Source organism: Staphylococcus sp. 191 (assembly GCF_011174885.1).
GTDB lineage: Bacteria > Bacillota > Bacilli > Staphylococcales > Staphylococcaceae > Staphylococcus > Staphylococcus coagulans.
This window is the reverse complement of sequence record NZ_PNRJ01000023.1, coordinates 17,287-41,044: the sequence shown is the minus strand read 5'-3', so window position 1 is coordinate 41,044 and position 23,758 is coordinate 17,287. Positions and strand designations below refer to the sequence as shown.

Genomic DNA, 23,758 nt, shown 5'->3' with positions numbered 1-23,758 from the left:
AGGCGGATTTGAACCACCGACCTTCGGGTTATGAGCCCGACGAGCTACCGAACTGCTCCATCCCGCGCTAATATTATTTCAAAACAACTTACTTATTTATCATACCAAATTGTTAATTTAATGTCAACAATTTTTTAATTTTTTTAAAAAATTGTTGATTTAAAATAATTGGAATTAATGACTCCTACGGGACTCGAACCCGTGTTACCGCCGTGAAAGGGCGGTGTCTTAACCGCTTGACCAAGGAGCCAAAAGAATAGAAATATTAACGACTTTTTAAGTATATAGTTTACGCTTAAAAACGTCAACGGCTTTCTTACAAAAATTTGTGTAATATCAACCCTTTTAAGTAAATCAATAAGTAAAGGGAGGAAGTAACACAGTCAAAACGATTTAATTTTACTATTCAGTGTATCATTTTTAGGATTTTTTACAAATCTAGAACTATAAAAATAACACTTCATCCAATCCTGATCGCTAAATGCTTTATTTTGGTGCTCATTTTAATCTTGGATCAACTAAAACTTTAATACTGAATGCATCCCTTAAGAATGAAATGCATGTCCCCCTTTTTCATAAAATAAAGACTCTCAAGGCGAATAAGAGTGCCTTGAGAGTAAATGGAATCTTAAACATGATTAGGAGAATACAAACATTATGTAGAAATAAAATGAATTCTACACCTAACATTATATTTAGGTTAACCTAATAATTCAAGCGATAACCCTTTATTTTCAGAATTTGTACAAATTTTAATCTATTAATCAAAATTTGTTAATATTTTTTTCTTTAAAAATAAGAAAGAGTCAAAGCCGTCTTGCTCACAAAAATGTCCGCCCTCTTCCTGTAAGTAAAATTTGGCATCTAGCGCATCACATAAGCGCTTCGTTGCTTCATAAGGTACCACTGTGTCATTTTTAGCAGCGATACCGAATCTATGTAGTATTTTGTTTTGTAAATTTTCAAAGTCTACATCTTGTTGGACAAAAGGTTCGAGTTCAGGCATGTCAGAAATACCATCTTTAAAACCAGATACAATAGCTAGACTTCCAATATGATTAACATCTAAATCATTGAGAAATTTAAGCGTTGTAATAGCACCCAAACTGTGTGTGACGAAAATTGTATCACTATTCACTTCTGTTACATTTTCGTTCATATAATCTAACCATACATCAACTTTAGGATGGCTTGAATCAGGTAAATTCAAAATTTCTACTTCATGACCTTCCAACTCCAAAGATTGCTTTAACCAAGGAAACCAATGTTTGGTGGAATCTGCTTGATACCCATGAACAATATAAACTTTTGTCATTTTCAAAACTCCTTTTTTACTGCGCCAATAATAAATATCTTACCATGCGGATACGATATATTCACGTCTCAACGGTTGGGTAAGTAAAATGGTAGATGCGCCGTTGATGAATTCTGGTATAGTTACTTTGACGCTCACAGCATACATTTCAAACGATTTTTGTCATTTGATCACTATAAAATGACGCTTTGCAAATAAAAATAGGTGTAAATCACTAGAAAATGATAAACACCTCTCATTAAAAATTGATCAATTAAAATTAATCACAGGACAGCTATTAGGCATATTAAAACAATCCCCTAAATTTAAAAACAATCTTTAAACCAATCTCGGTAATAATTTAGAAACCACATCTTTTGCTTGTTGAATACAGTCAGGTAATCCTACCGCTTCAAAAGGTGCACCCGTAATTTGTAAATGTGGATAATTCTCATAAATATGTTGCTGTATTTCTTTGATTTTACCGATATGGCCCACAAGGTATTGAGGACTCGCATAAGGCATTTTATTAGCAATAGTAAAATCGGGTTCGCCATAAAATGTCATCATTTGTGATAAATCTTTTTTAGCTATAGCAACAAGTTCTTCATCCGATTTCTCATTAACAATGTTGTCACCTGGTTTACCAATATAAGCACGAATCAATACTTTACCTTCTGGTGTTGTGTGGGGCCATTTTTTTGTCGTCCAAGTACATGCCGTAATATCTGTTTGACTGGTTCTTGCAATAACAAAACCCGTACCATTGTATGTGTTTTTAATATTTTTTTCATCAAAAGCAAAGACTATAGTTGCCACTGAAGATGCTTGAAGTTGATAAAAATAATCAAATTTCGGATCACTACTAAACCAATCTCTAAACGATTGATGTGGTGTTGTTACAATAACGCCATCATAAAATACACGTTCCTCTTGCGCTAGTTCAACAAAGTAACCCTTTTGGGTTGCCACTAAATCATGAACTTTTGTTTCATACTCAAAATTCACATCTTGATTAACTAACCAGTTTTCTAGTTGATTAATAAAATCATTGAGACCCTTTTTAAATTGTTTGAACTGGCCTTGTGGTCCTTTTTGATTATGATGCGCAAGTTGTTGTCTTTCCTTTTTAACTTGTTGCATACCTTTAATAATACTTCCATGCTTTTCTTCTAAAGCTTTAAAATTAGGAAATGTACTCATTAAACTTAACTGATCAATATCTGTTCCATAAATACCACTTAAAAGCGGTTCAATTAAGTTTTCAAGCATTTCATCCCCTAATCTTGCTCTAAAAAAGTGGCCAACTGAAATATCATTTTCATCTTCCATTGCGATTGGTTTTAAAGAAAGATCTTTCAACGCACGAAGTTTTCCTTTAAATGAAATTAACTTTGTCAGCATAAAAGGCTTTAAGTCCGTTGGAACACCTAAAATAGAGCCTCCAGGTATGGGATATAGTTGATTATGCGCATAAATATAAGATTGACCTGTCTCATTAGTGACAATATCTTCATCTGACATACCGATTGATTTTGCTACTTCAGTCATAATGGTTTTGCGTCCCAAATATGACTCTGGCCCAAGTTCAATGGTATAGCCATCACGTTGCACTGTTTTAACTTTGCCCCCTGCGCGATTCGTTGCTTCATAAACAGTAATCTCGACTTGAGGATATTGCGTTTTAATAAAATATGCACTCGCTAATCCAGTAATACCCGCGCCAACGATTGCAACTTTTGTCATTTTTCATCACGCTTTCGAAAAGATATTTGAAATTTCATCCACAATTGCTCCAATAAATAGAGGATGTGTGTCTGGCATAGGTGGGCGGTGATATGTGGCTCCGACATCGTCACATACGACCTTGCATTCATAATCATTATCGTATAATACTTCTAAATGCTCAGCTACAAACCCTACTGGTGTATAAATAAAGTGTTGATAATGATTTTTTTCATAAAGACTTCTTGTTAAGTCTTGTACATCAGGCCCAAGCCAAGGCGTCCCCGTTTTACCTTCTGATTGCCATCCAACTGCAACATTTTGAATCAAAGATTGCGCTTTAATCAGTTTCGCTGTTTCATTTAATTCAAATGGATATGGATCGTTATTTTCTACAATCATTTTTTCAGGTAAGCTGTGCGCAGAAACGATAAGCACGGTTTGATCATGTGCTTCTTTAGGAATATTTTCTAAAGTTTCATTCACGCGCATTGTCCAATAATCAATAAATTTCGGTTGCGCATAATAATGATTTACATGTTGTAATTGAATGCCATATTGGTCTGCTTTCTCTTGTGCACGGCGATTATAAGAAGCAATAGAAAAATTTGAAAAATGCGGCGCTAATACGACCGTTACTGCTTCTTTAATACCATCATTGTGCATTTTGTCAATGGCATCTTCAATATAAGGATGAATGTGTTTTAAACCGATATATAACTTAAATGAAATATCATCATAGCTGTTGTTTAAAGCTTCTAGCAATGCTTCTGCTTGTCGTTCAGTTGTACCTGCTAACGGCGATAATCCCCCAATCGCCTCATAACGTGAAATCAAATCTTCCAACTCTTCATCTGACGGCTTTCTACCATGTCTGATATCAGTGTAATAGGGTTCAATATCACTTTTTTGATAAGGTGTCCCATAAGCCATCACTAATAAACCTATTTCCTTTTTCATCTTAATCCGTCCTTTATATACTCGATTCTCTTAATTTTGCTTCGTATAATCGTGAACAAACTGCGATACACGACGCAATGTGTCAGGTTTCACTTCAGGAAAAACACCATGCCCTAAATTAAATATATGGCGCCCATGAGCCATCCCTTGATCTAAAATCGGCTTCAATCGAGATTCAATGACAGGCCATGGTGCAAGTAAGATGCTAGGATCTAAATTACCTTGTACTGCCTTAGTCACACCTCGATTTTTCGCCTCATTGATAGTGATTCGCCAGTCTAAGCCCAATACATCAATTGGTAATGAATGCCAAGACTCAATAAGATGACTCGCACCCACTCCAAACATAATCACTGGTACATTGTAGGCTTTAATCCCTTTTAGCAATTTATCCATGCAAGGCTTAATGTAATAATCATAATCTGCTTGATTCAAGGCCCCTACCCAAGAATCAAAAACTTGAATGAGTTGTGCCCCAGCTTGAATCTGTGCACCTACATAAGTAATAGACATTTCTGTTAATACATCCATCAATTTAAACCAAGTTGCCTCATCGCTATACATTAATGCCTTAGTCAAATTATAATTTTTAGAAGGTCCGCCTTCTATCATATAACTTGCCAATGTGAATGGTGCACCTGTAAAGCCAATCAGTGGAACATTTAATTTTTCTTCTGTTAATAATTTAATAGTGTCTAATACGTAAGGAACATCTCGTTTAGGATCAACCTTTCCCAAGGCTTCTACATCAGACATCTTTCGGATTGGGTTGGCAATCACAGGGCCAATACCAGATTTAATATCTACATCCACACCCATTCCTTTTAAAGGTGTCATGATATCTTTATATAAAACAGCTGCATCTGTTTGATATTGCTCAACAGGAAGTGCTGTCACATATGCACAAAGTTCAGGTTGATGTGTAATCTCAAACAGTGAATATTTTTCTTTTAACTTTCGATATTCTGGTTGAGATCGCCCAGCTTGCCTCATAAACCATACAGGTGTATGCTGAACGGCGTCCCCCTTAATTGCGCGTAAAATTGTATCATTTTTCGTCGTACTCATATGTTCCTCCTTAAACAACGTCATTCTTCACTAATATATCACATTACGACTTAATTACTTTACCAACTGGCTCAAATGTCATAAAAAATTTAAAACTACATTTCATTTGAAATCTTTTCGAGGATTTACATTCCTCATCAAATCGTGCGCATCTCAAACGTCAAATGGATGTGAATTGCAATATAACAAAACTCAATATTCATTATAAATTGAAAAATGATTTAAGATGAGATAAACTCGTTGAGTGGGAAATTGATTCAATATTATTGAAGCTTCATCAATAAAGTCTAGAGATGTATTTTAAACGTGTATGTTTCATTTGTGTAAGGGGCTCGAGTTTTTAATAAAGCATTGATGTTGTAATGCTTTTAGTCATTGCTTTTTTGCGCGAAATAACACTTTTTCCACTAATCTTTAATAGTTTTTTAACCATGCATAAAATAGTGGTTATTTCAATGAGAACGGCTTATAATAAATGCAATAAGGAGGCGATCACCATGAAATTCTATATCACATACGGAACTTACGGATATTTACACCAAATCCAACTTAACAATCAATCACATCAATTGCTTATTTTCTCAGGTGACGATCAATCCGTTATGATTGATGAAACAGAAAATGAGACCGTATTTCAACAACCTAAATCTTATCGCGTATTAACAAGATTAGGTACACTATCAGCTGATAACTTTCATGCGCTTATTTCTATCCCTACAACAGAGGATCATAAATATCAATTAGAAAATAAACTTGAAAATTATGTACCAAGATTAGATTCAAGTGAGGGTTTTAATAGCTTTAGATTACTAAAACCTATTCACAGTAATATTTATAAAGTTTTCTTTGGTTTTACATCACGTCAAGCTTATGAAGATTTCAAAAAATCTTCGGCATTTCGTGAACACTTTTCAAAAGAAGGTGTTAGACCCCTTGCAGGATCTTCAAGTGCGCATGCTTCATATTTGGAACAATATTTCTATCCAATTAGTGAAGAGGATACAACTGAAGAATCATAAAAAGAAAAGTCATTTGATGCATGAATCATTTCATCCATGTCATCAAATGACTTTTTTAATCTTTTAATAAACTTTCTTGATATTTCAGCTTCTTGATTGTCGCGTTGACAGTTAAGTACCCTACTATAAAAAAGAGTATGAATAAGTAGAAATAGCTTACATTCAAAATGATATAAACGATGCTTAGTATAATACCAATAACTAAAACTGTGTGTTGCAGGAATTTTCGATAACCTTCAATCACATGCATCTCTGAAACCGGCCAAACTTGTGGCCATAAACTATACGCTTCTTGCTTGTAAAATTGTGACATTTGTAAAACAATAATATACATAGATAAACCGCCAATGATAGCACTCACAATTGGATGACTTAACCATATCATTAACGCAATAGCGATAATCACTAAGCGTAAAGTTAAATTAAATGCATCTCGCCCTCTTAAAAAGTTTCTTTTAAATAGAAATGGATACATTTGTTTGTCATTAAATGGCTTTGGCGTTTTCAAAAGAAAATCTAAATAACGTCTTCGAACAGCTTGCTCTTGTATCCCTTTGACATCGGTAAACATATTTACAAATTTATAATAATTAATTTGATGTTGATGGGCTTGTTTAATCATAAATTCCCATGGGAAATGACTTTTTTGATTTAAACGGTTAAATAACAATATCAATGCAAGTAAAATAACAATACTGCCTACCCCTTTAATATCAAAAGGCCCCAGAATTAAATAGTAACCTGAGAGATAGATTAAAAATAGTATAAATTGCACTGACCAATTCTCAAGTCGATATCGGTACCATTGCCATTTGATGATTAACCCTAATAGAGGAAATATAAAAGCCATTAGAACCACAAGTATAAAAGCGTGCATACGGTCTGGGTATACCGTGTGAACTAATGGATATGCAATGATAAGCAGAACGATTTGTAACGGTAAACGTGCCAGATAGCTGTATTGGATACTCTCCTTTATATATACACGCATTTGCTTTTCAAAAGGGAGTAAAAATAAACGGTCTGCATCTTTAAGTAATGTTTTTAAAGGAAATAAAGACGTAATTGATAATACGATTCCGATTATAAGTGCGTAATTGACATCTTTTGGTACATGTTTTAACCACTGACCATAGCCGAGTAGAAATGCACCAAACAAAATGAGTAGAAATACACTGAAATGACCATTAAAGATGAAGCGATTATAGTAATTTTTTTCAGCTCTAAGCGCTTTATGTCTTTTTTGAAACAGTTCTTTTGCAGCTGTCATCATGAAACAGCCCCTTTTGTTACATGTATATAAATATCATCTAAAGTCGCCCCGGGCATGTCGGTTTGCTGACGTAATTCATCTAAGTCACCCATTGCAACGATTTCTCCATGATCTAATATAATGAAGCGATCACAATAACGTTCAGCAGTCGCTAAAATATGTGTACTCATCAATACGGTACGTCCCTCTTTTTTCTTAGATTCCATTAAATCAAGCATAGATTGAATTCCTAATGGATCCAGTCCTAAGAAAGGCTCATCAATAATATATAAATCTGGTTCTACAATAAACGCACAAATAATCATGACCTTTTGCTTCATTCCTTTAGAGAAATGACTTGGGAAAACAGATAACTGATCTTGCAAGCGAAAAGTCTTTAATAGTGGCTCTGCACGTTTCATTGCCTCATCATAATCGATGCCATAAGCCATTGCTGTCATTTCAATATGCTCTTTTAGCGTCAAAGCATCATAAATCACTGGCGCTTCTGGAATATAAGAAAGGTGTTGTCTATATGCATTAATGTCTTCTTTAATATCAATGCCAGAAATGGACATCTCCCCTTCTGTCGGTGTTAACAATCCTAACATATGTTTAATCGTTGTACTTTTACCAGCACCGTTTAATCCAATTAAACCAATAATTTCTCCATCTTTTAATTCAAAATTTATATTTTTAATCACAGGCTTCTTACCATAACCACCTGTTAAATGTTTTATATGCACAGTCATCAACTTGCACCTCCGTATTTTTTATTGTATCAAAAACAGCGTTATAATTGCTATTTAATCGTCGTTGTATAAAATCGTTACATCAAAAGATACACATGCTATAATAATAATTAAATGAAGAAACGGGGGTACACAATATGACAAAAACAATTTTTTCTCAAATCATCGATGGGGAGATCCCAAGTTTTAAAGTGTATGAAAATGACTATGTTTATGCTTTTTTAGACATTTCTCAAGTCACTAAAGGTCATACTTTACTTGTTCCTAAAAAGCCATCTCCTAATATCTACGAAACAGATGCTGAAACGATGAAGCATATTGGTGAGGCATTGCCTATTGTAGCCAATGCAATTAAAGCAGCATTCAGTCCAGATGGTTTAAATATTATTCAAAATAACGGTGAATACGCTTCACAGTCTGTTTTCCACCTTCATTTCCATTTGATACCTCGTTATGAAAATGATATTGATGGCTTTGGTTATCAGTGGGATACACACGAAGACACAATAGATGATACTCAAAAAGCAGCATTAGCTAAAGAAATTGCCGCCCACATTTAATATGAATATTTTGCGTTCTATCGCTTAATTTCATTAGAATTGGGTATAGATATAAGAAAAACATTCGAGGAGGAAAACTATGAAAGCCGTTCGAATCACACTCGGTGTTGTAGCCGGAGTCGCAACAGGATTAGGCGTTGCATTGATTAAAAAAGATGGTCAAACACGTATTGCGAATCCTAGACCTGAACGCCCTAAAACTGAATTAGAGCAAGAAGTGGATACAATAAAACAAAGTGTCAATGATATCGTAAACTATGTGACACAAATAAAAACTGAAAGTCAAAGTTTTGCTTCTTCTATTGGAGACGAAGTAAAAACGATGATTGGCGAATTCCAAGCGGATATTGATCCTAATGTGAAACGCATCCAAACACATATCGAAAATTTACAAAATCGTGGACAAGAAATTACAAATTTTCCAACAAAAAAATAAATTTTTAGTGTGTGATTGTGCATTATTCGATATAATATTTTTAAGCATGATACTTTAAGGTATCATGCTTTTTTACAGTCTGAGAAAGGAGCAACTCATCATGAAACACAAACAACAACAAATTGAAGGGATGCTTTACACACATAAAATCGCTATGCTTTCTAAAGTGCTTTGGAAAAATGCAGAAAGCGATTGGCAAGCATGGTTGAGAAAGTCAGACATCACTATGAATGAACACTTAATTCTTTTGACAATATATGCCTTTGAACGTGCTACAATTTCTGACATATCTAAATATGGCGTGATGCATGTTTCAACAGCATTCAACTTTGCTAAGCGTTTAGAACAACAAGAATTACTTTCACTTAAAAAAGATACAAGTGACAAAAGAAATACTTTTATAGTATTAACAGAAAAGGGAAAGCAACTTGTTGAAGAGATATTTGATCAATATGATGAAAGTAAAAATCATATTTATAATGTTTCCAAACAATATAAGGATGAAATGTTTCACCTTCCAAACTTTAGCGATGCCCATTACCTTGTATCTAAATTGCAAGGCAAAGAATTCATAGATGACGTTAATTTGTGTCAAGAAAATTTACGGAAAAATTTGCTTGACGAACAGTAAATTCAGGTAGATAATACCTTATATTACTGATGCAGAGGAGTATCCAAATGTTAAACTGTTTGCGTTCAATTGATATACATTCTAGATTTGGTTTACCTAGAATTGCCTTCATAAGTTTTGTAACAGTGGTTATCACTTTTTTTATAAGTTTTGAAGTGTTTCATTATTATTCAAATGTACCTTTTACAGATCAAAATTTTATAGTGTTTATTGTCTTAATGTTACTTATATACCCACTTCATAAACTGATTCATATTGTGACGGTGTTACCCTATTTCAAGCACCTAAAAACTTATAAGTTAATTCGTAAATCATGGATACCTTTATATAATATCTTTTTAGATAAACCGGTACGTAAATTCTATTTTTGTATTTGCTTATTGATGCCGCTTATCGTTATTACTATAAGCTGTATCTTAATTGCACGCGCATTTCCAGAATATGGCCATTACTTTATGTTTTTACTGGCACTTAACGCTGGCTATTCTGTAATGGATATTCTTTACCTCAAAGTGATATTATTTTCGCATCAAGGTCATTATGTCGAGGAACATAGTAACGGTTTTGTACTATTAGAACATAATTATCATTCATAATTAACGAGAGTTTAAAAACAATCATTCTGAACATCAAAGCCATCAAATTGTTAATCGATTTGATGGCTTTGACTTTGTTTTTTAAGCATTTTGTAAAATGAGCGCCTTCAATTGAATCATTTGAGCAACTGAATCATTAACGCCAAAAACGACATTTTCACACTATTCTTCTCTATTCTATAATAAAAAAATCATTATATTTTGTTTTTTCTCATCTTTTAGTCTGATATTTACCCTTCATCGTTGGTCTGAGCCTGACATTATGGTATATTATTTGTGTTAATTTTAAAAATAAAGGAGCTCATAAGATGAAGAAAGGCATACAAAAATTAATTATTCCTGTTACAGCAAGTGCATTATTACTCGGAGCATGTGGAAATGATGCCCCTACTTCAAAAGGAGAAACTTTAATCTCATCTAAAGCAGGTGACGTTAAAGTTCAAGACGTTTTAAAAGAAATTGGTAACGAACAAATTGCAAGTGACTCTTTTAAAGTATTACTTAATAAAATATTAGAAGAAAAATATGGTAAAAAAGTCAATGATAAACAAATCGATAAAGAAACCGATGAAGAAATCGAAAAATATGGCGGTAAAGACCAATTTAAAAACTTATTAAAACAACAAGGTATGTCTTTGGATGAATATAAAAAGCAACGTAAAATGATTGCTTATCAAAAAGAATTACTTAATGACAAAGTAAAAATTTCTGATAAAGAAATAAAAGATAATACCAAAAAAGCATCACATATCTTAATAAAAGTAAAACAAGATAAAGACGATAAAGAAGGTTTATCAGACAAAGATGCTAAGAAGAAAATTGAAGAAATTAAAAAAGAAATTGATAAAAATCCAAAATCATTCGATGATCTAGCGAAAAAAGAATCTATGGACTCAAGCAAAGATAAAAATGGTAGTCTAGGTTATGTTGTTAAAGGTCAAACTGTGAAGCCTTTTGAAAAAGCCTTATTTAAATTAAAAGACGGCGAAATTTCTGACATCGTTAAAACGGACTATGGTTACCATATCATTCGTGCAGATAAACCGACTGATTTTAACAAAGAAAAATCTAAACTTAAAGAAAAATTAATTCAAAATAAACTACAAAAAGATCCAGAAATTTTAACAAATGCTTATAAAGATTTATTAAAAGAATACGATGTTGATTACAAAGATCGCGACATCAAAAAAGCAATCGAAGACAATATTTTAAATCCTGAAGCATTAAAAGAACAATCTTCTCAACAACAAGGTATGCAAGGACAAGGACAACAATTAGCTATGTAATATATATGCGGTTGATTTAGCCTCATAATAATACAAAACAACGTCAGTACATCACAATGCTGACGTTGTCTTTTTTATTTACACCAATTTGTTATCCCCTCTTCATACTGAGCAAAGAAAAAGAGGCTAGGAAATGATTCCCAACCTCAATCTTCAGCTTACCTCATATTAATCCAATTTTTCAGGCTTATAAAATTGACGATTCTCCAATCCAAAAATACGCTCTGTGAACTGTCCTTTATTTACCTTTTTAAAAGCTTTATCGAACATATTCATTCGTGCATCAATGTTATCAATATAATTAAGAATTTCAGCTTCTTTTACTTGTGGTAACTTAGGAGAACCATATTCTAATTTACCGTGATGCGCTAAAATTAAATGGCGTAATAATAATATTTCTTCACCATCCACATTCAGCTCTCTTGCTGCATCCGCCACATCATCACTTGCTATAGAGATATGACCGAGTAAATTTCCTTCTAGAGTATATGAAGTAGCAACAGGACCAGATAATTCTCTTACTTTACCCATATCATGTAAAATAATGCCGCTATACAACAAACTGCGATTTAGTTCAGGATAAATATCGCATAAACCTCTAGCAATTTTAAGCATCGTTAATACATGGTAACTTAGTCCACTGACAAAATTATGATGGTGTGAACTTGCTGCTGGGTATACAAAATAACGATCTTCATATTTGTTTAACAAATATCTTGTTACCCTTTGAAGTGGTGCATTTTCTATTTCAAAAATATATTCTTGCATCGCATCTTTGATTTCATCTGGAGACATTGGGGCTCCATCTATGAAATCTTGCGTACGCATGCCATCTTGCTCAGTAGCTAAACGAAATTGATTTACCTTCATTTGTTTACGTCCACGATAATTGATGATATCACCTTTAACGTGAATGATACGTTCAGGTTGAAGTAATGGAATGTCCTCTTTAGACACCGTCCATAATTTCGCTTCTATTTCTCCACTTTTATCTTGTAAGTGAAGCGTCATATAATCTTTTCCTTGTGCTGTAACCCCTTGAGTTGCACGGCGAATCAAAAAGAAGTGATCGACCGTATCTCCAGGTTGTAGTGTTTCAACATTTCTCATATTTAACGCCTTCCCATTCTATGTTTCTATCTTTTTTAATGTTACAAGTTGTTTAGTTGGTATATTTGAGTCACGTAAACATGTAAAATAGAGAATTTGGAATTCTTCAGACATGCCTCTTAAATATTTCATCATTCTTGAACGACGCTCTGCATCAAAATGTACAAACGCATCGTCAATAATAATCGGCAATGAATAATAAGGTTTTAATATTTTAATCAGACTAAGTCGAAGTGCTATATATAACAACTCTTTAGTAGATTGACTTAACTCAATTGGATGGTACATTTGGCCATCTCGATGACGCACCATAACTTGTTCATTTTCATATGTGACTTGAACATATTGGCCGTCTGTTAGTTCTGAATAAATATTCGTTGCCACCTGAACAACTTGTGGTAATCGTTTATCTTTAATTTGTTTAATATGTTCATCAACAAGTGCTTCAAGATAACTTAACGCTGCCCAATCATCAGCCGCAGCATTAAGTTGATTTTTCGAGAGCTCGTATTGATGGCGTAAATGACGCAATGTATCATCTGTTTCCATATGGTTGATTTGTGCAGATAAATCACTCACTTCACTTTGTATAGTGAGATATCTCTCATTGTAGTCATCAATTTGCTCAGATAATTTTTGATATTCAGCATCAAGTTGTGCTGTCGTTTTTTCGCTTAATTTAGAACTTTTTTCATAACTATAATCTTGATTTTCAAGAAAATGGGTTAAGTCATTAAAGCGGGATAATCGTTTATGATAAGTTTGATAACGATCATGATGTCTGTAATAACTTTCTTCATCTAATGCACCAATTGCGCCAAACAAATTATGAATGACACTTTGATTATCTTTTAAGCGCTGATTCAAATGTTTAATTTCGTTATCGATGAGCGAAATTTGTTCTAAATTATGTGCATGTCTTGTCATATCTTGATTCGCATTTTTCAACCATTCTCGGACATCATGAAATAAAGTCTGACGGTCAAATTGTGTTAAAGCTAGCCCAATTTTTGTTTTTGCTTCATCATAAAACGCCTCTAATTCATCATGTAATTGTGTTTTTGTGGCTGACAACGTACTTAAATGCTGTGCATGTTCTTTCAATTTTTGAATTGTTTCAATCGCATTTAATAATAAATCATCAGATAAATTTTGAGACACATGTAAATGGGTTTTCAGTTCTGAAATGCTTTGAGATGATTGTTCATAATCAGTTTGTGCTTGTTCATTTTGAATATTCAAATGATCTTTTTTCGTTTTTAGAATTGCGAGTTGTTGCTTTCTTTGAGTAATTTGATCACGTAATTGATACTGTGTCGACAAATCGAAATCTAATTCATAATTATCTTCTAGTTGTTGTACTTCTTGTTCTAATTGTGTAATTTCCTGTGAAAACTTTTCATTATGACCGACAGGTTTAGTACGGAACATAAAAATTGCAACGATAAATATGACACCTAGTACTGCTAAAACTACAGCCGGTACGAGTGCTTGAGATAAAAACATAAAAATTGCAAATCCTATAGAAATCAGTGCAAGGATCATAGATGCAATACTCAATTTTTTTTGTTTTTTATCTTTTTGTTGTTGTTCGATTTCGAATGCTTCTTTCATCTTCGAAAATAAATTATGTTTTTCATTTAATTCTAACAGGCGATAATCATAAATCTTTTTCTTTTCAAAATTTTCATCACTCACAAGCTGCTCTTCTAGTTGTTCAATTTCATTTTCATATGACTGATGTTCGATTTGATTTTCATCAATATTACTTTTTAACTGTTGTAACAATTGACTTTGGTCTCTTTTATTTCGTAACACTTCACTAGTGTAGCTTTTCTGTGCTTCTGAAGTGTCGATATTCTCATGCATTTCTTGCCAACCTATGTTGGACTGCAGACCAGACATATCCATTCGATGATTATTAATTTCACGTTCGGTTTGTTTCAAATCAAGCGCTTTCTGCTTAATCGTATCTTCTTGTTTTGCTACCCATTCAAAATTTTGATATAAATCTTGTTCGGGCACGAATAATTTATCGTTTTCTTTTTCAAGTTGACTTTTCTTTTCATCTCTTAAACCGATATCTCTTTCAAGATGTTGAACTTGAATTTTCGCTGCTTCATAGCGATCAATCCCTTGCTCTGGAAATTCTAACGGTTCAATATTTAAGTCCGCTTCTAACCCTTTCCATTCCTGGACCTGATCAATTAATGCAACTTCTTTTTGTTTTTCTTCAAACAGCGCCGTAAGTTGACTCAAGTTTTCTTTTAAAGCTTTTAAACGTCTTAATGCTTTATCATGTTCTTCAGTAAGACGCTGATACGTTTCCAACTTCGCTGATTCTTCTCTAATATCAAACTCTAATTTTCTAATTTGCTCTAATTGCTGATTAATTTCTGGATTTTGTCCTGACTTTTTATATAGGTCTTGCTTTTTCTGATGAATTAATTCACGCATGCCAATAAACTCAGTTGAACCCAGTGCGCCCGCCTGCATTAAGAAATTTTGCAATTGTTGCTCACTCATATGTTTATGGATATCTTGTAATCCTAAAACACTAAAGGAGAATATTTCTTGATACGTGCGCTTATTAATATAATTAAGTTGCTGCTTTAACCAGTTTTCGTCTTTAATTGCACCATTAGGCATGAAAACTTTGACGTCTCCTACAGCACTTCCTTTAACACGCTCAACATCTACTTCTGAACCGTCATCCATAATCAATGTAACACGCCCACCGTAATGGTTCCCCATTCGAGGTTCTAATCTAGGCTCATTTTCTTTTTTAGTTGGAAACCCAAATAAAATTGAATGGATGAATGCTTGTAAAGTTGATTTACCTGCTTCATTTTCACCAAAAATTTCTGTGAAGAACGGATTAAATTCAACTTTACGTTGGACAAATTGACCATAACCATAAATTTCAACTGATTTTATCTTCATGGCTTAGTTGCCCTCCTTTAGTTCAGCTTCTATAATTGCTTCAGCACGTTCAATCAGTGCTTTTCGATCATGTTTTTGATAGTGATCTAAATATTTTGAGGCCTTAGGATTCATATATAACTCAGATAAAGCACGTTCGTAGACATCATCTTGTGCTAATAGATCTTCAGAAAACTCATTCGCGATACTTGTTTGAGGGATTTCTAAATAGTTAATTAACCATTCATCAATCATCACAAAATGGCGTTCATTTTCTTCATATTCTGTAACTAAAGTTTTTACTTGCTCTAAAACTTGTGCGTCAATACGCTCATCACCGTGAACATTAATTTGCAACCGGTAGAATGCTCTACCTTGATGGCGTACACTTTCTTTAAATTCCTGAATACTTTCAAATAAAGTCTGCTGAGATACAGAATCAATTTCAATCGTCGCACTTTCAAAACGTATAAACTGCGTCGGAACAAAGCGTGTTTTCAATGCTACATGGTCTCCCTCAACGATAAGGCAACCTTTTTCCCCTTGTTCTTTAAAATGACGCCCCTGTATATTACCGGCATAGTGAATTTCTGGCAGATCACTTAATTGCTGTCTTTTATGGATGTGGCCAAGCGCCCAATAGTGATACAGTTTTGCATTTAAATCTTCTAGACGAAATTCAGTGTAGCGATGTGCAGTCTCTGCTTTACTATAAGTACCGTGAAGCACACCGATATGTACTATTTGGCGATCCTTATTCGTTGGATAAAGATCGATTTTATTTTCATAGCTTTCGCTCTTTTCATAACTAAAGCCATGTAAATGTACATTTTCACCGGATTTTGTAATCGCTTGATAAGTTTCAACATCTTTAGAAAATACAGTGACATTTTCAGGCCATTTTGATGTGATTTGATTAGAGAGTGGATCATGATTTCCATGTGCAATATAGACAAAAATCTGTTCTTTTTGCAAACGTTCAAATTGTCCTTTCAAAAACATTTCAGCTTTTAATGTACGGTTGTGCTGATCAAATAAGTCTCCACTTATCACCATAAAATCAACTTCTTCTCGTAATGCGAGATCTATAATTTTTTTAAAGCTTTCATAAGCGCTATTTTCGACATCTTTCAATATTGTAGGATTTAAATAGCGTTTTGAGGCAAAAGGGCTATCTAGATGTAAATCTGCACAATGCAAAAATTTAACCATTTAAGCATTCTCCTTTTTACTTTCTAATTTCATCTCTGTTTAATAGACTATGTATTCATTTATTTTATCATATTTTAGTTATATAAGTGTGAACCAAAAGCGCATTCTGTAAGAACTTTATCATCTTCCTGGCATAAAAAAAGAGCAATTCAGAAATCTAATCATTATGCTTTAGATTTCTAAATCTGCTCTAATCAATTCGAACCGTCTCATCGAATGAAACCTTAGTTCAATGTTTCATTTAATTCCTCTCCCACACTATGGGTTGATAAGAATGTAGCCGATGAAAAATTAGTTTGCGTAAATTTCATCCAATGGTTTAACAATGATTTGGTTGATTTCTTGGAAAACTTGGCTCATTTTTTGTTCAGCATTCATTAATTCAGAAATGTTGCTGTCTTTTTCAATTTGTTGCGCTTGTTCTTGCGCTTTTTGCAAGTCTTCCTCACCAATTTCTTCACCTTGCATTTGTTTTTGTTGGAAGTTTAATTGTGTTTCACGAAACTCATCAAACAATTTTTTAGAGTTTTCATCAGCTTCAACTTTAGCATAAGCATCTTTAATCGCTTTATACTCATCACTTTCGCGTAATGCTTGTTCTAATTTGTTCGCGTAATCATATAAATTTACAGCCATTTCTATTCGCTCCTTGAGTTGTGTAATTTAAGATTGAATTCTATCTCTTCCAATCTCTTTCCTTGCTTACGATACCACATTTTATACAGTTATACAAAGATTGCAATTAAACCTTGGAAAAATCCAATAATTCCACCTAAAATGAAGCCTAGCAGCATGATTAATTTAAGCTCTTTATTCGCAATTTCAAATATCAGCTGTTCAATATAGTCTAAATCAAAACGATTAATTTGCTCTTCAATAAGTCCCCGTATATTAACTTTTTTCATAATTTGAGACAAACGACGTGACAATGTATCTATTATCATGTCTGTAATACGTTCTGCACCTTTTTCATGTAACATTTCAAATAATTCAGGCGCAAGTGTATTGAGTGGCTGATGTGCACGTTTTGTTATATTTGCTTGTTTTAAGACATAGTCAGCCAATTGAATTTGAATCTGCTCCATTGCTTCCGGTTGAATGATTTCTTTTAAAGGTAACACCTTTATACGCTCATACTCAATCTTCAATTGTTGTGCCAATATGTTTTTGGCTTTCGGATGATATGTTAATCGAATTAACTCTTTTTGTATTCGCTCAGCAATTGCTTCTTGTGTCATAAACATTTGGAGTAGACCAACGATTTTCCCCTTCTCAACAAAAAATGTTTCTAACATATCAGTAATGTCGTGATAACCCTTTTCAGATTCAAGGTAATCTCTAGCTTTCGTTAATAAAAATTCATCTAATGAGTCAACTTTTTTATCTAGTTGTTGCAGAATCTTGTCTGGAAGCCATTGATTCATTCCTTGATTTTGATGACTTAAATACTTTTCATTTAACGATTTATAAACGATACGTTTTAACTGTCTTTCTCCTGAAGAGACGATATCAATATCAAAGCGCTCAGCTAAACGTTGTAATGTCACATGGTCCTTTTCCAAAAGGCGAATCTGATCTTTTACCGTTTGGTTCATTGTTTCTTTTATCTCAGGCGTAGCCAATTTCTCTTGAATTAATGCCTCAGTTAATAAATGATCTTCTATGACTTGACCAATTTTTTCGGCAATTTCTCCTCTTCTTTTTGGGATTAAACCTGGTGTAAAAGGAATGCGCTTACCAAAAATATAATATGCACGAAAAGGATGAAAAAGCATTTTAACTGCAATCATATTCGTTACGCCACCAATCACCGCACCTATGATTATCATAAATACAACAACTAAAATCGGTTGCATATTCATCTCTCCTTAATTAATCATCATCTATAGTTTTTATTGAACGTTTAAAACTTTAAAATCTATAAAATATGAAATATAGCAGTCAAAGCTTTAATAGTTGCTATTATACACATAATCCTCAATCATTATAAGTTCAAACACTTTTTTAATGAGATGATAGTGACGCCTTTCAATACCTATATTGGATAAAAATAATTCCTTCAAAGCATGCCTATTCAGTCCATACTTTGAAGGAAGATATTCAATGATGATTTATTCTATTATTATAATTTATTTTCAATCTTATGCGCGAATAAGATCTTCTTTAACATTACGTTGGAAGTATGTCTCAGCTTCTCTCAATTTAGGCGTCGCAAAAACAGGTTGTTTATCTGTATCTAGTACGCGATAAAGTTCACTCACTTTATTAGATTGAAGGATGAAACCACCTTTAGTATCAATTGTATCCCAATAAATATCGCTAATTGTTGAATATTTTGGATATGCAGCTTGGTTTCTTGAAATTGTTTGAACAATTTCTAATGGGTCACAACCGAAAGTACTATTTAAAACTTCTGAATCTCTAAATAATGCACAAATGGATACACATGTCGTCCAGTTAGGTAATACACGCTCTTTTTCAATTTGAACAAGTGTCTTTTTTGACAAGCCAATTGTTTGAGCCATTGTATCTTGTGTATACCCCGCTTCGATACGTACCATCTTAAATTTGGTTTGAATTAAATCAGTAAAACTTTGTCTATCCATATTTATATTACTACCTCTCTTAAATAAAAATTTATCCGCACACAAGCATTGCAATTCTACACAATTCTTGAAACACAAATTACATATTAATACAAAATAAGATAAATGAAAAGCATCTTTTTAGAAAACATTGAAAGTCATAAAAATGACATAATTAACGCAAATCGCGAATATATTTTAACTTAATAACATTTATTTCAGGTAAAATGAATACATTGATATCTATACTGTTTAGTACTATACACACTTGCGTAACTTGTTTCTTATATGCTACTGGAAATGCATTCTTTCTATTAATTTATTTTGTACTGCTATGGATTTAGGCTTGATGACGCTCAATACCTATGTATCTTTACTACCTTTATTTAACATACAATGTCAGCCGTTTTATTTCTCTAACTCTGCTTATCTTATGTCGAAAATATGTGTTTAAGAATTTTATTATAACACAGATTAATAGTGTTACGAACTCAAATAAATAATGCTTTTGTGTTTAAATCAACTTACAATAAATCACTCTTTATGCATGAATCATGTTTTTTCTTGTATTTCGAAATTATGATTTATCTTTTTTAATCCATTTATGAAACAATGAATGAAATACAATCGAAAGGCCTATACTAAAAAATGTAATAATGATTATGTTTACGGTAAGTTGCCAAAGATGGTCACTAGGTAAATACGAAAACAGAAAAAACATAGGAATAACAAAAATAAGATCTAACCAACCTAATTCTTTTAAAGCTTCGTCTAAATGATTCAAAATATTTACCTTCCTTTCGACATTTTATAATAAACTTACATTTTTTATACAAACGTATATTAATTTTGATTTCATATAAAGAACAATATCGGATTATTCAGGAATGCAACTGTTTTCAATGGATTATACACATTGTATCATATGTTAAAAAGAGAGAGGCTACCAATAAAAAGTCGATAATACTACTGAGTTTTTGGAACTTGTTTAGCTGTATGAGTGGTAATTACAACAATATCAGCATCAATTGAAACTTAATTGACCGTATCGGTGTGCTTGTTATAGCTTCCTTTTTTACTTCAGACAGCATCTCATTAAAGATACAAGATTTTAATACCTTTGACCTGTCAAATTTTCATTCGTCCATTCCTATTATCTTCAATTTTTAATACAATAAAGAAATATTAGGCACTGGTTATTTTAGTTCGTGCATTGCCTAATCTATTAAGGTTATGGCACACAAAATCATAAATACTACTAAAAAAGAGGTAAAAAAATGAATTCTAAAGTTATCATTTTAAAAGACGATGCTTATGAAGAAAGTAACGTATCTATAACATTTACATTAAAAAACATACGCATGGATGAAGAGCTCAAAATTTATTACTTTGAGGTCATGACCCAGTTTGAAAATCAACAAATCGAAACAGAATTAGCCATTTTCAATGATGAAATTCAACATTTGAAAGGCCTAGAATTTACACCGCCTATAACTAAACTCTATTTCTTAGAGCCGGATATTTCATTGACAGTCATAGAAGTTGAAAAGGACGAATTTTGTGTATACGTCAACTTAGATTCCGGTTTAAGAATGCATAATATTGCGACTGAATCAGGCATATCCGTAAGGCTCAATGTAGCGCAATCATCATTTAAGCAGTTCATCAATGAAATAGCATCAATCGAATCACACACATCATATTTGAATGGTTAGTCTTAGCTCATTTGGTCACGCACGCAAGTAATATATTTCTTTCAATATCATCTCTATTTGTTACGCTTTAATCCTGTTTACCAGCTTTGCTTATCGCTAAAAATTGGGACATTTAAAAACAGTGTATATCATAATGCTCTATTATAAAAGCAACGGTTAGTGCTTTTTCACTAACCGTTTTGATAGAACACGTGCCCTTCTTCATTATTTATATGCGTTCTGAGAGTATTGAATTACTCGACATGCATATGCCCTTTCAACTTTTTACCTTCTCTTTCAGATAATATTAAAGCACAAGCTGCATCACCTGTAATGTTAACAGCCGTACGAGACATATCGAGTAAACGATCGATGCCTAAAATAATACCAATGGCTGCTGGATTTAAACCAACTGCTGTTAACACCATCGCCAACATAATCAATCCAACACCCGGTACCCCTGCTGTACCTATCGAAGCGATAACAGCGACTGCTACGACTGTAATTAATTGTAACAATGTTAAATCCGCCCCCATTAATTGTGCGATAAAAATCGTTGCTACCCCTTGCATGATTGCAGTACCGTCCATATTTATTGTTGCCCCTAAAGGCTGAACAAAAGAAGCAATTTCAGGTCGAACTCCCATTTTTTTCGTACATTCCATAGAAACTGGAAGTGCAGCATTCGAACTCGAACCTCCAAATCCGACAGTAATAGCTGGAAAGAAACCTTTAAAAAACGCAATGGGACTCCGTTTTGCTAAAAATTTCACTGCACCACCATAAACGACAAAGAAATGGATGACTAAGGCACCTAATACAACAATAAAATAAAGACCTAATTGTTTAATCGCGCCAAAACCTGCACCTGTAAATGCATGTGCAACTAAGCCAAACGTCCCGATTGGCGCAAATACATTCATAATCATTGTAATAATATACATCAGCACATTATTAAATTGCTCAAAAAATTGATGTACGATTCGTCCTTTTTCGCCTACCATCATAATACCGATACCAATAAAGATTGCAAAAGTGATAATTTGAAGCATATTTCCACCACTCATCGCTTCTAACGGATTTTTAGGGAAGAAATTAATGACCGTTTGATCGAATGTTTGATTCACTGGAGAATCCGCAGCAGATTTTTGACCTTCTAACTTTTTCTGATAAGCTGTTACTTCTTTACTTTTCAACAAATCTGAATGTCCTGCACCTGGCTTAACTATAAGTGCTAAACACATTGCTAAAGTGATTGCGAGTGCAGTCGTCGTTAAGAAAAATGCGAGTGTTTTCAAACCAATACCGCCTAACAATTTTGGATCCCCTACACCAATGACACCGAGCACAATCGAAACAAAAACAACCGGTACAACAAGCATAAAAATTAAGTTTAAAAACACTTGACCAATTACATTAAAAATATATTGATCTGTAAAAGATACAAATTTTGCCCCTTCGTAAAAATTAAAAATTGAGCCTATCGTAATCCCTAATACTAATGCAACAATAATCTTGACTGTAAGCCCTTTAAATTTTATAATAGCCATCACCCTTATTACTTTTTACAATATTATAATCTGAAAATTGGCAATATAGCAATCATTTTTTAAATGACTAGATTTATCTTACTATTCATAGGATAATAGAAACATTGAGAATGATTTTTATTATGATTCAATATTAATTCATTGATGACAATTTTAATAGAGGTGTTGTTGTTGCAAGTAGAAAACAGGATTTCCCAAGCAAAAAAAGGCGCAACCTTAAGCATCGTCACATATACTATATTAACTTTATTAAAAGTCACATACGGTTGGCTCGCAGATAGTCGCGGTTTAACAGCGGATGGGATAAATAACGCAACAGATGTCATTAGTTCAATTGCCATCCTTATCGCTCTGCATATATCTATGAAACCAGTAGATAAAAACCATCCTTATGGGCATTATCGATCAGAATTTATCGCTTCTTTAATCGCATCCTTTATTATGTTTGCTGTGAGTATTCAAGTGATTATTACTGGCGTAAAGCATTTTTATCAAGGCCAATTTCATCAGCCGAGTCAATCAGCTTTGATTGTAGGTGTAGTTTCAAGTTTCCTTATGTTTGCTGTTTTCCTCTATAATCGTAACTTAGCAAAAAAAGTCAAAAGCAATGCCCTTAAAGCAGCGAGTTATGATAATTTATCAGATGCTTTAGTTTCAATAGGGACTGTTATAGGGATTCTAGGTGTCTATATCGGAATTCCCATGTTAGATACACTGGCTGCAATCGTTATTGGATTATTAATCATGAAGACAAGTATCGACATCTTTAAAGAAACAGCCATAACCTTAACAGACGGGTACGACGTCGATGAACTCGAGCATATCGAGCAAATCATTTCGTCTATCCCTGGAATTAAAGAAATTAGAGATATTAAAGCTCGTAGTCACGGAGTGATGTCATTCATTGATGTGACCATTGCCGTGGAACCCGAACTAAATGTCATTGAAAGTCATCAAATATCAGATCATATTGAAACTAAGTTACAACAACAATTAGGCGAAGTCGAAACAATTGTGCATATTGAGCCGTATTTGCACTAAATATATCAGATTTAAATCTATACATTAAATAACGTCACAATATATGTACCAAAAGACAATTTTTG

The 23,758-nt window shown here is 33.3% G+C and carries 22 protein-coding genes and 1 tRNA gene; 8 read left to right on the top strand and 15 right to left on the bottom strand.

Going from position 1 to position 23,758, the window contains the following annotated elements:
* Window positions 1–178: 178 nt before the first annotated feature.
* The 5 genes from C1H58_RS11525 to hemE form a co-directional block, all read right to left on the bottom strand.
* Window positions 179–250 (bottom strand) — tRNA-Glu (locus C1H58_RS11525).
* Between the two features lie 510 nt (window positions 251–760).
* Window positions 761–1,315 carry an RBBP9/YdeN family alpha/beta hydrolase gene (locus C1H58_RS11520; protein ID WP_165546252.1) on the bottom strand — a complete coding sequence of 185 codons (555 nt, stop codon included), beginning with the start codon at window positions 1,313–1,315 and terminating at the stop codon, window positions 761–763.
* A gap of 318 nt (window positions 1,316–1,633) precedes the next feature.
* Window positions 1,634–3,040 carry a protoporphyrinogen oxidase gene (gene hemY / locus C1H58_RS11515; RefSeq protein ID WP_165546251.1) on the bottom strand — a complete coding sequence of 469 codons (1,407 nt, stop codon included), beginning with the start codon at window positions 3,038–3,040 and terminating at the stop codon, window positions 1,634–1,636.
* A 6-nt stretch (window positions 3,041–3,046) separates the two neighbouring features.
* Window positions 3,047–3,979, bottom strand: coding sequence for a ferrochelatase (gene hemH / locus C1H58_RS11510; RefSeq protein WP_050330601.1), 933 nt, complete (start codon window positions 3,977–3,979; stop codon window positions 3,047–3,049).
* Window positions 3,980–4,009: 30 nt separating this feature from the next.
* Window positions 4,010–5,047, bottom strand: a complete 1,038-nt coding sequence (gene hemE, locus C1H58_RS11505; protein ID WP_050330600.1) for a uroporphyrinogen decarboxylase — start codon at window positions 5,045–5,047, stop codon at window positions 4,010–4,012.
* 497 nt (window positions 5,048–5,544) lie between these two features.
* Here hemE and C1H58_RS11500 point away from each other — a divergent pair, with 497 nt between their 5' ends.
* Window positions 5,545–6,066: an antibiotic biosynthesis monooxygenase family protein gene (locus C1H58_RS11500; protein ID WP_165546250.1), complete on the top strand. Its 522-nt coding sequence runs from the start codon at window positions 5,545–5,547 to the stop codon at window positions 6,064–6,066.
* 55 nt (window positions 6,067–6,121) lie between these two features.
* Here C1H58_RS11500 and ecsB read toward each other — a convergent pair whose 3' ends face one another.
* The gene (gene ecsB / locus C1H58_RS11495; protein ID WP_481864912.1) at window positions 6,122–7,339 is read right to left on the bottom strand and encodes an ABC transporter permease EcsB; all 1,218 of its coding nucleotides are present in this window, start codon (window positions 7,337–7,339) and stop codon (window positions 6,122–6,124) included.
* Complete coding sequence (ecsA, locus tag C1H58_RS11490; protein ID WP_165546249.1) at window positions 7,336–8,070, bottom strand: ABC transporter ATP-binding protein EcsA; 735 nt, start codon at window positions 8,068–8,070, stop codon at window positions 7,336–7,338. Before ecsA ends, ecsB begins: the two co-directional genes overlap by 4 nt.
* A gap of 137 nt (window positions 8,071–8,207) precedes the next feature.
* Between ecsA and C1H58_RS11485 the strand changes: the two genes are divergently transcribed.
* The 5 genes from C1H58_RS11485 (at window position 8,208) to prsA (ending at window position 11,579) form a co-directional block, all read left to right on the top strand.
* Complete coding sequence (locus C1H58_RS11485; RefSeq protein ID WP_050345458.1) at window positions 8,208–8,630, top strand: HIT family protein; 423 nt, start codon at window positions 8,208–8,210, stop codon at window positions 8,628–8,630.
* 79 nt (window positions 8,631–8,709) lie between these two features.
* Window positions 8,710–9,066 carry a YtxH domain-containing protein gene (locus tag C1H58_RS11480; RefSeq protein ID WP_016425444.1) on the top strand — a complete coding sequence of 119 codons (357 nt, stop codon included), beginning with the start codon at window positions 8,710–8,712 and terminating at the stop codon, window positions 9,064–9,066.
* Between the two features lie 100 nt (window positions 9,067–9,166).
* On the top strand, window positions 9,167–9,697 hold the full coding sequence (locus C1H58_RS11475) for an HTH-type transcriptional regulator Hpr (protein ID WP_165546248.1): 531 nt from the start codon (window positions 9,167–9,169) through the stop codon (window positions 9,695–9,697).
* Between the two features lie 47 nt (window positions 9,698–9,744).
* A complete protein-coding gene (locus C1H58_RS11470; protein WP_165546247.1) occupies window positions 9,745–10,293 on the top strand; it encodes a DUF3267 domain-containing protein in 549 nt (182 codons plus the stop codon).
* A 308-nt stretch (window positions 10,294–10,601) separates the two neighbouring features.
* Window positions 10,602–11,579 (top strand): peptidylprolyl isomerase PrsA, encoded by a 978-nt coding sequence (gene prsA, locus C1H58_RS11465; protein WP_165546246.1) that lies wholly within the window; start codon window positions 10,602–10,604, stop codon window positions 11,577–11,579.
* A 168-nt stretch (window positions 11,580–11,747) separates the two neighbouring features.
* On the opposite strand, the gene yhaM is transcribed toward prsA, so the two are convergent.
* The 7 genes from yhaM to C1H58_RS12415 all read right to left on the bottom strand — a co-directional run bounded on the left by yhaM (window position 11,748) and on the right by C1H58_RS12415 (window position 20,192).
* Window positions 11,748–12,689, bottom strand: a complete 942-nt coding sequence (gene yhaM / locus C1H58_RS11460) for a 3'-5' exoribonuclease YhaM (RefSeq protein WP_165546245.1) — start codon at window positions 12,687–12,689, stop codon at window positions 11,748–11,750.
* Window positions 12,690–12,707: 18 nt separating this feature from the next.
* Complete coding sequence (locus C1H58_RS11455) at window positions 12,708–15,632, bottom strand: ATP-binding protein (RefSeq protein ID WP_165546244.1); 2,925 nt, start codon at window positions 15,630–15,632, stop codon at window positions 12,708–12,710.
* Window positions 15,633–15,635: 3 nt separating this feature from the next.
* A complete protein-coding gene (locus tag C1H58_RS11450; RefSeq protein ID WP_165546243.1) occupies window positions 15,636–16,823 on the bottom strand; it encodes a metallophosphoesterase family protein in 1,188 nt (395 codons plus the stop codon).
* A 291-nt stretch (window positions 16,824–17,114) separates the two neighbouring features.
* Window positions 17,115–17,459, bottom strand: a complete 345-nt coding sequence (locus C1H58_RS11445) for a YlbF/YmcA family competence regulator (protein WP_016425452.1) — start codon at window positions 17,457–17,459, stop codon at window positions 17,115–17,117.
* A gap of 89 nt (window positions 17,460–17,548) precedes the next feature.
* Window positions 17,549–18,679, bottom strand: coding sequence for a DUF445 domain-containing protein (locus tag C1H58_RS11440; RefSeq protein WP_165546242.1), 1,131 nt, complete (start codon window positions 18,677–18,679; stop codon window positions 17,549–17,551).
* Between the two features lie 285 nt (window positions 18,680–18,964).
* Entirely contained in the window at window positions 18,965–19,429 is a 465-nt protein-coding gene (gene xdrA / locus C1H58_RS11435; protein ID WP_016425454.1) for an XRE family transcriptional regulator XdrA, read from the bottom strand.
* Between the two features lie 556 nt (window positions 19,430–19,985).
* Window positions 19,986–20,192 (bottom strand): DUF6007 family protein, encoded by a 207-nt coding sequence (locus tag C1H58_RS12415; RefSeq protein WP_220468310.1) that lies wholly within the window; start codon window positions 20,190–20,192, stop codon window positions 19,986–19,988.
* Between the two features lie 493 nt (window positions 20,193–20,685).
* Here C1H58_RS12415 and C1H58_RS11430 point away from each other — a divergent pair, with 493 nt between their 5' ends.
* Entirely contained in the window at window positions 20,686–21,123 is a 438-nt protein-coding gene (locus C1H58_RS11430; RefSeq protein ID WP_165546241.1) for a hypothetical protein, read from the top strand.
* A 233-nt stretch (window positions 21,124–21,356) separates the two neighbouring features.
* On the opposite strand, the gene C1H58_RS11425 is transcribed toward C1H58_RS11430, so the two are convergent.
* Window positions 21,357–22,643, bottom strand: a complete 1,287-nt coding sequence (locus C1H58_RS11425; protein WP_165546253.1) for a cation:dicarboxylate symporter family transporter — start codon at window positions 22,641–22,643, stop codon at window positions 21,357–21,359.
* 180 nt (window positions 22,644–22,823) lie between these two features.
* Here C1H58_RS11425 and C1H58_RS11420 point away from each other — a divergent pair, with 180 nt between their 5' ends.
* Window positions 22,824–23,693, top strand: a complete 870-nt coding sequence (locus tag C1H58_RS11420; protein ID WP_165546240.1) for a cation diffusion facilitator family transporter — start codon at window positions 22,824–22,826, stop codon at window positions 23,691–23,693.
* Window positions 23,694–23,758: the final 65 nt, after the last annotated feature.

Excerpts from the sequence above, each read along its gene's own strand:
- C1H58_RS11520 (WP_165546252.1), bottom strand. The coding sequence starts at position 1,315 with ATGACAAAAGTTTATATTGTTCATGGGTATCAAGCAGATTCCACCAAA.
- hemY (WP_165546251.1), bottom strand. The coding sequence starts at position 3,040 with ATGACAAAAGTTGCAATCGTTGGCGCGGGTATTACTGGATTAGCGAGT.
- hemH (WP_050330601.1), bottom strand. The coding sequence starts at position 3,979 with ATGAAAAAGGAAATAGGTTTATTAGTGATGGCTTATGGGACACCTTAT.
- hemE (WP_050330600.1), bottom strand. The coding sequence starts at position 5,047 with ATGAGTACGACGAAAAATGATACAATTTTACGCGCAATTAAGGGGGAC.
- C1H58_RS11500 (WP_165546250.1), top strand. The coding sequence starts at position 5,545 with ATGAAATTCTATATCACATACGGAACTTACGGATATTTACACCAAATC.
- ecsB (WP_481864912.1), bottom strand. The coding sequence starts at position 7,339 with ATGATGACAGCTGCAAAAGAACTGTTTCAAAAAAGACATAAAGCGCTT.
- ecsA (WP_165546249.1), bottom strand. The coding sequence starts at position 8,070 with ATGACTGTGCATATAAAACATTTAACAGGTGGTTATGGTAAGAAGCCT.
- C1H58_RS11485 (WP_050345458.1), top strand. The coding sequence starts at position 8,208 with ATGACAAAAACAATTTTTTCTCAAATCATCGATGGGGAGATCCCAAGT.
- C1H58_RS11480 (WP_016425444.1), top strand. The coding sequence starts at position 8,710 with ATGAAAGCCGTTCGAATCACACTCGGTGTTGTAGCCGGAGTCGCAACA.
- C1H58_RS11475 (WP_165546248.1), top strand. The coding sequence starts at position 9,167 with ATGAAACACAAACAACAACAAATTGAAGGGATGCTTTACACACATAAA.
- C1H58_RS11470 (WP_165546247.1), top strand. The coding sequence starts at position 9,745 with ATGTTAAACTGTTTGCGTTCAATTGATATACATTCTAGATTTGGTTTA.
- prsA (WP_165546246.1), top strand. The coding sequence starts at position 10,602 with ATGAAGAAAGGCATACAAAAATTAATTATTCCTGTTACAGCAAGTGCA.
- yhaM (WP_165546245.1), bottom strand. The coding sequence starts at position 12,689 with ATGAGAAATGTTGAAACACTACAACCTGGAGATACGGTCGATCACTTC.
- C1H58_RS11455 (WP_165546244.1), bottom strand. The coding sequence starts at position 15,632 with ATGAAGATAAAATCAGTTGAAATTTATGGTTATGGTCAATTTGTCCAA.
- C1H58_RS11450 (WP_165546243.1), bottom strand. The coding sequence starts at position 16,823 with ATGGTTAAATTTTTGCATTGTGCAGATTTACATCTAGATAGCCCTTTT.
- C1H58_RS11445 (WP_016425452.1), bottom strand. The coding sequence starts at position 17,459 with ATGGCTGTAAATTTATATGATTACGCGAACAAATTAGAACAAGCATTA.
- C1H58_RS11440 (WP_165546242.1), bottom strand. The coding sequence starts at position 18,679 with ATGCAACCGATTTTAGTTGTTGTATTTATGATAATCATAGGTGCGGTG.
- xdrA (WP_016425454.1), bottom strand. The coding sequence starts at position 19,429 with ATGGATAGACAAAGTTTTACTGATTTAATTCAAACCAAATTTAAGATG.
- C1H58_RS11430 (WP_165546241.1), top strand. The coding sequence starts at position 20,686 with ATGAATTCTAAAGTTATCATTTTAAAAGACGATGCTTATGAAGAAAGT.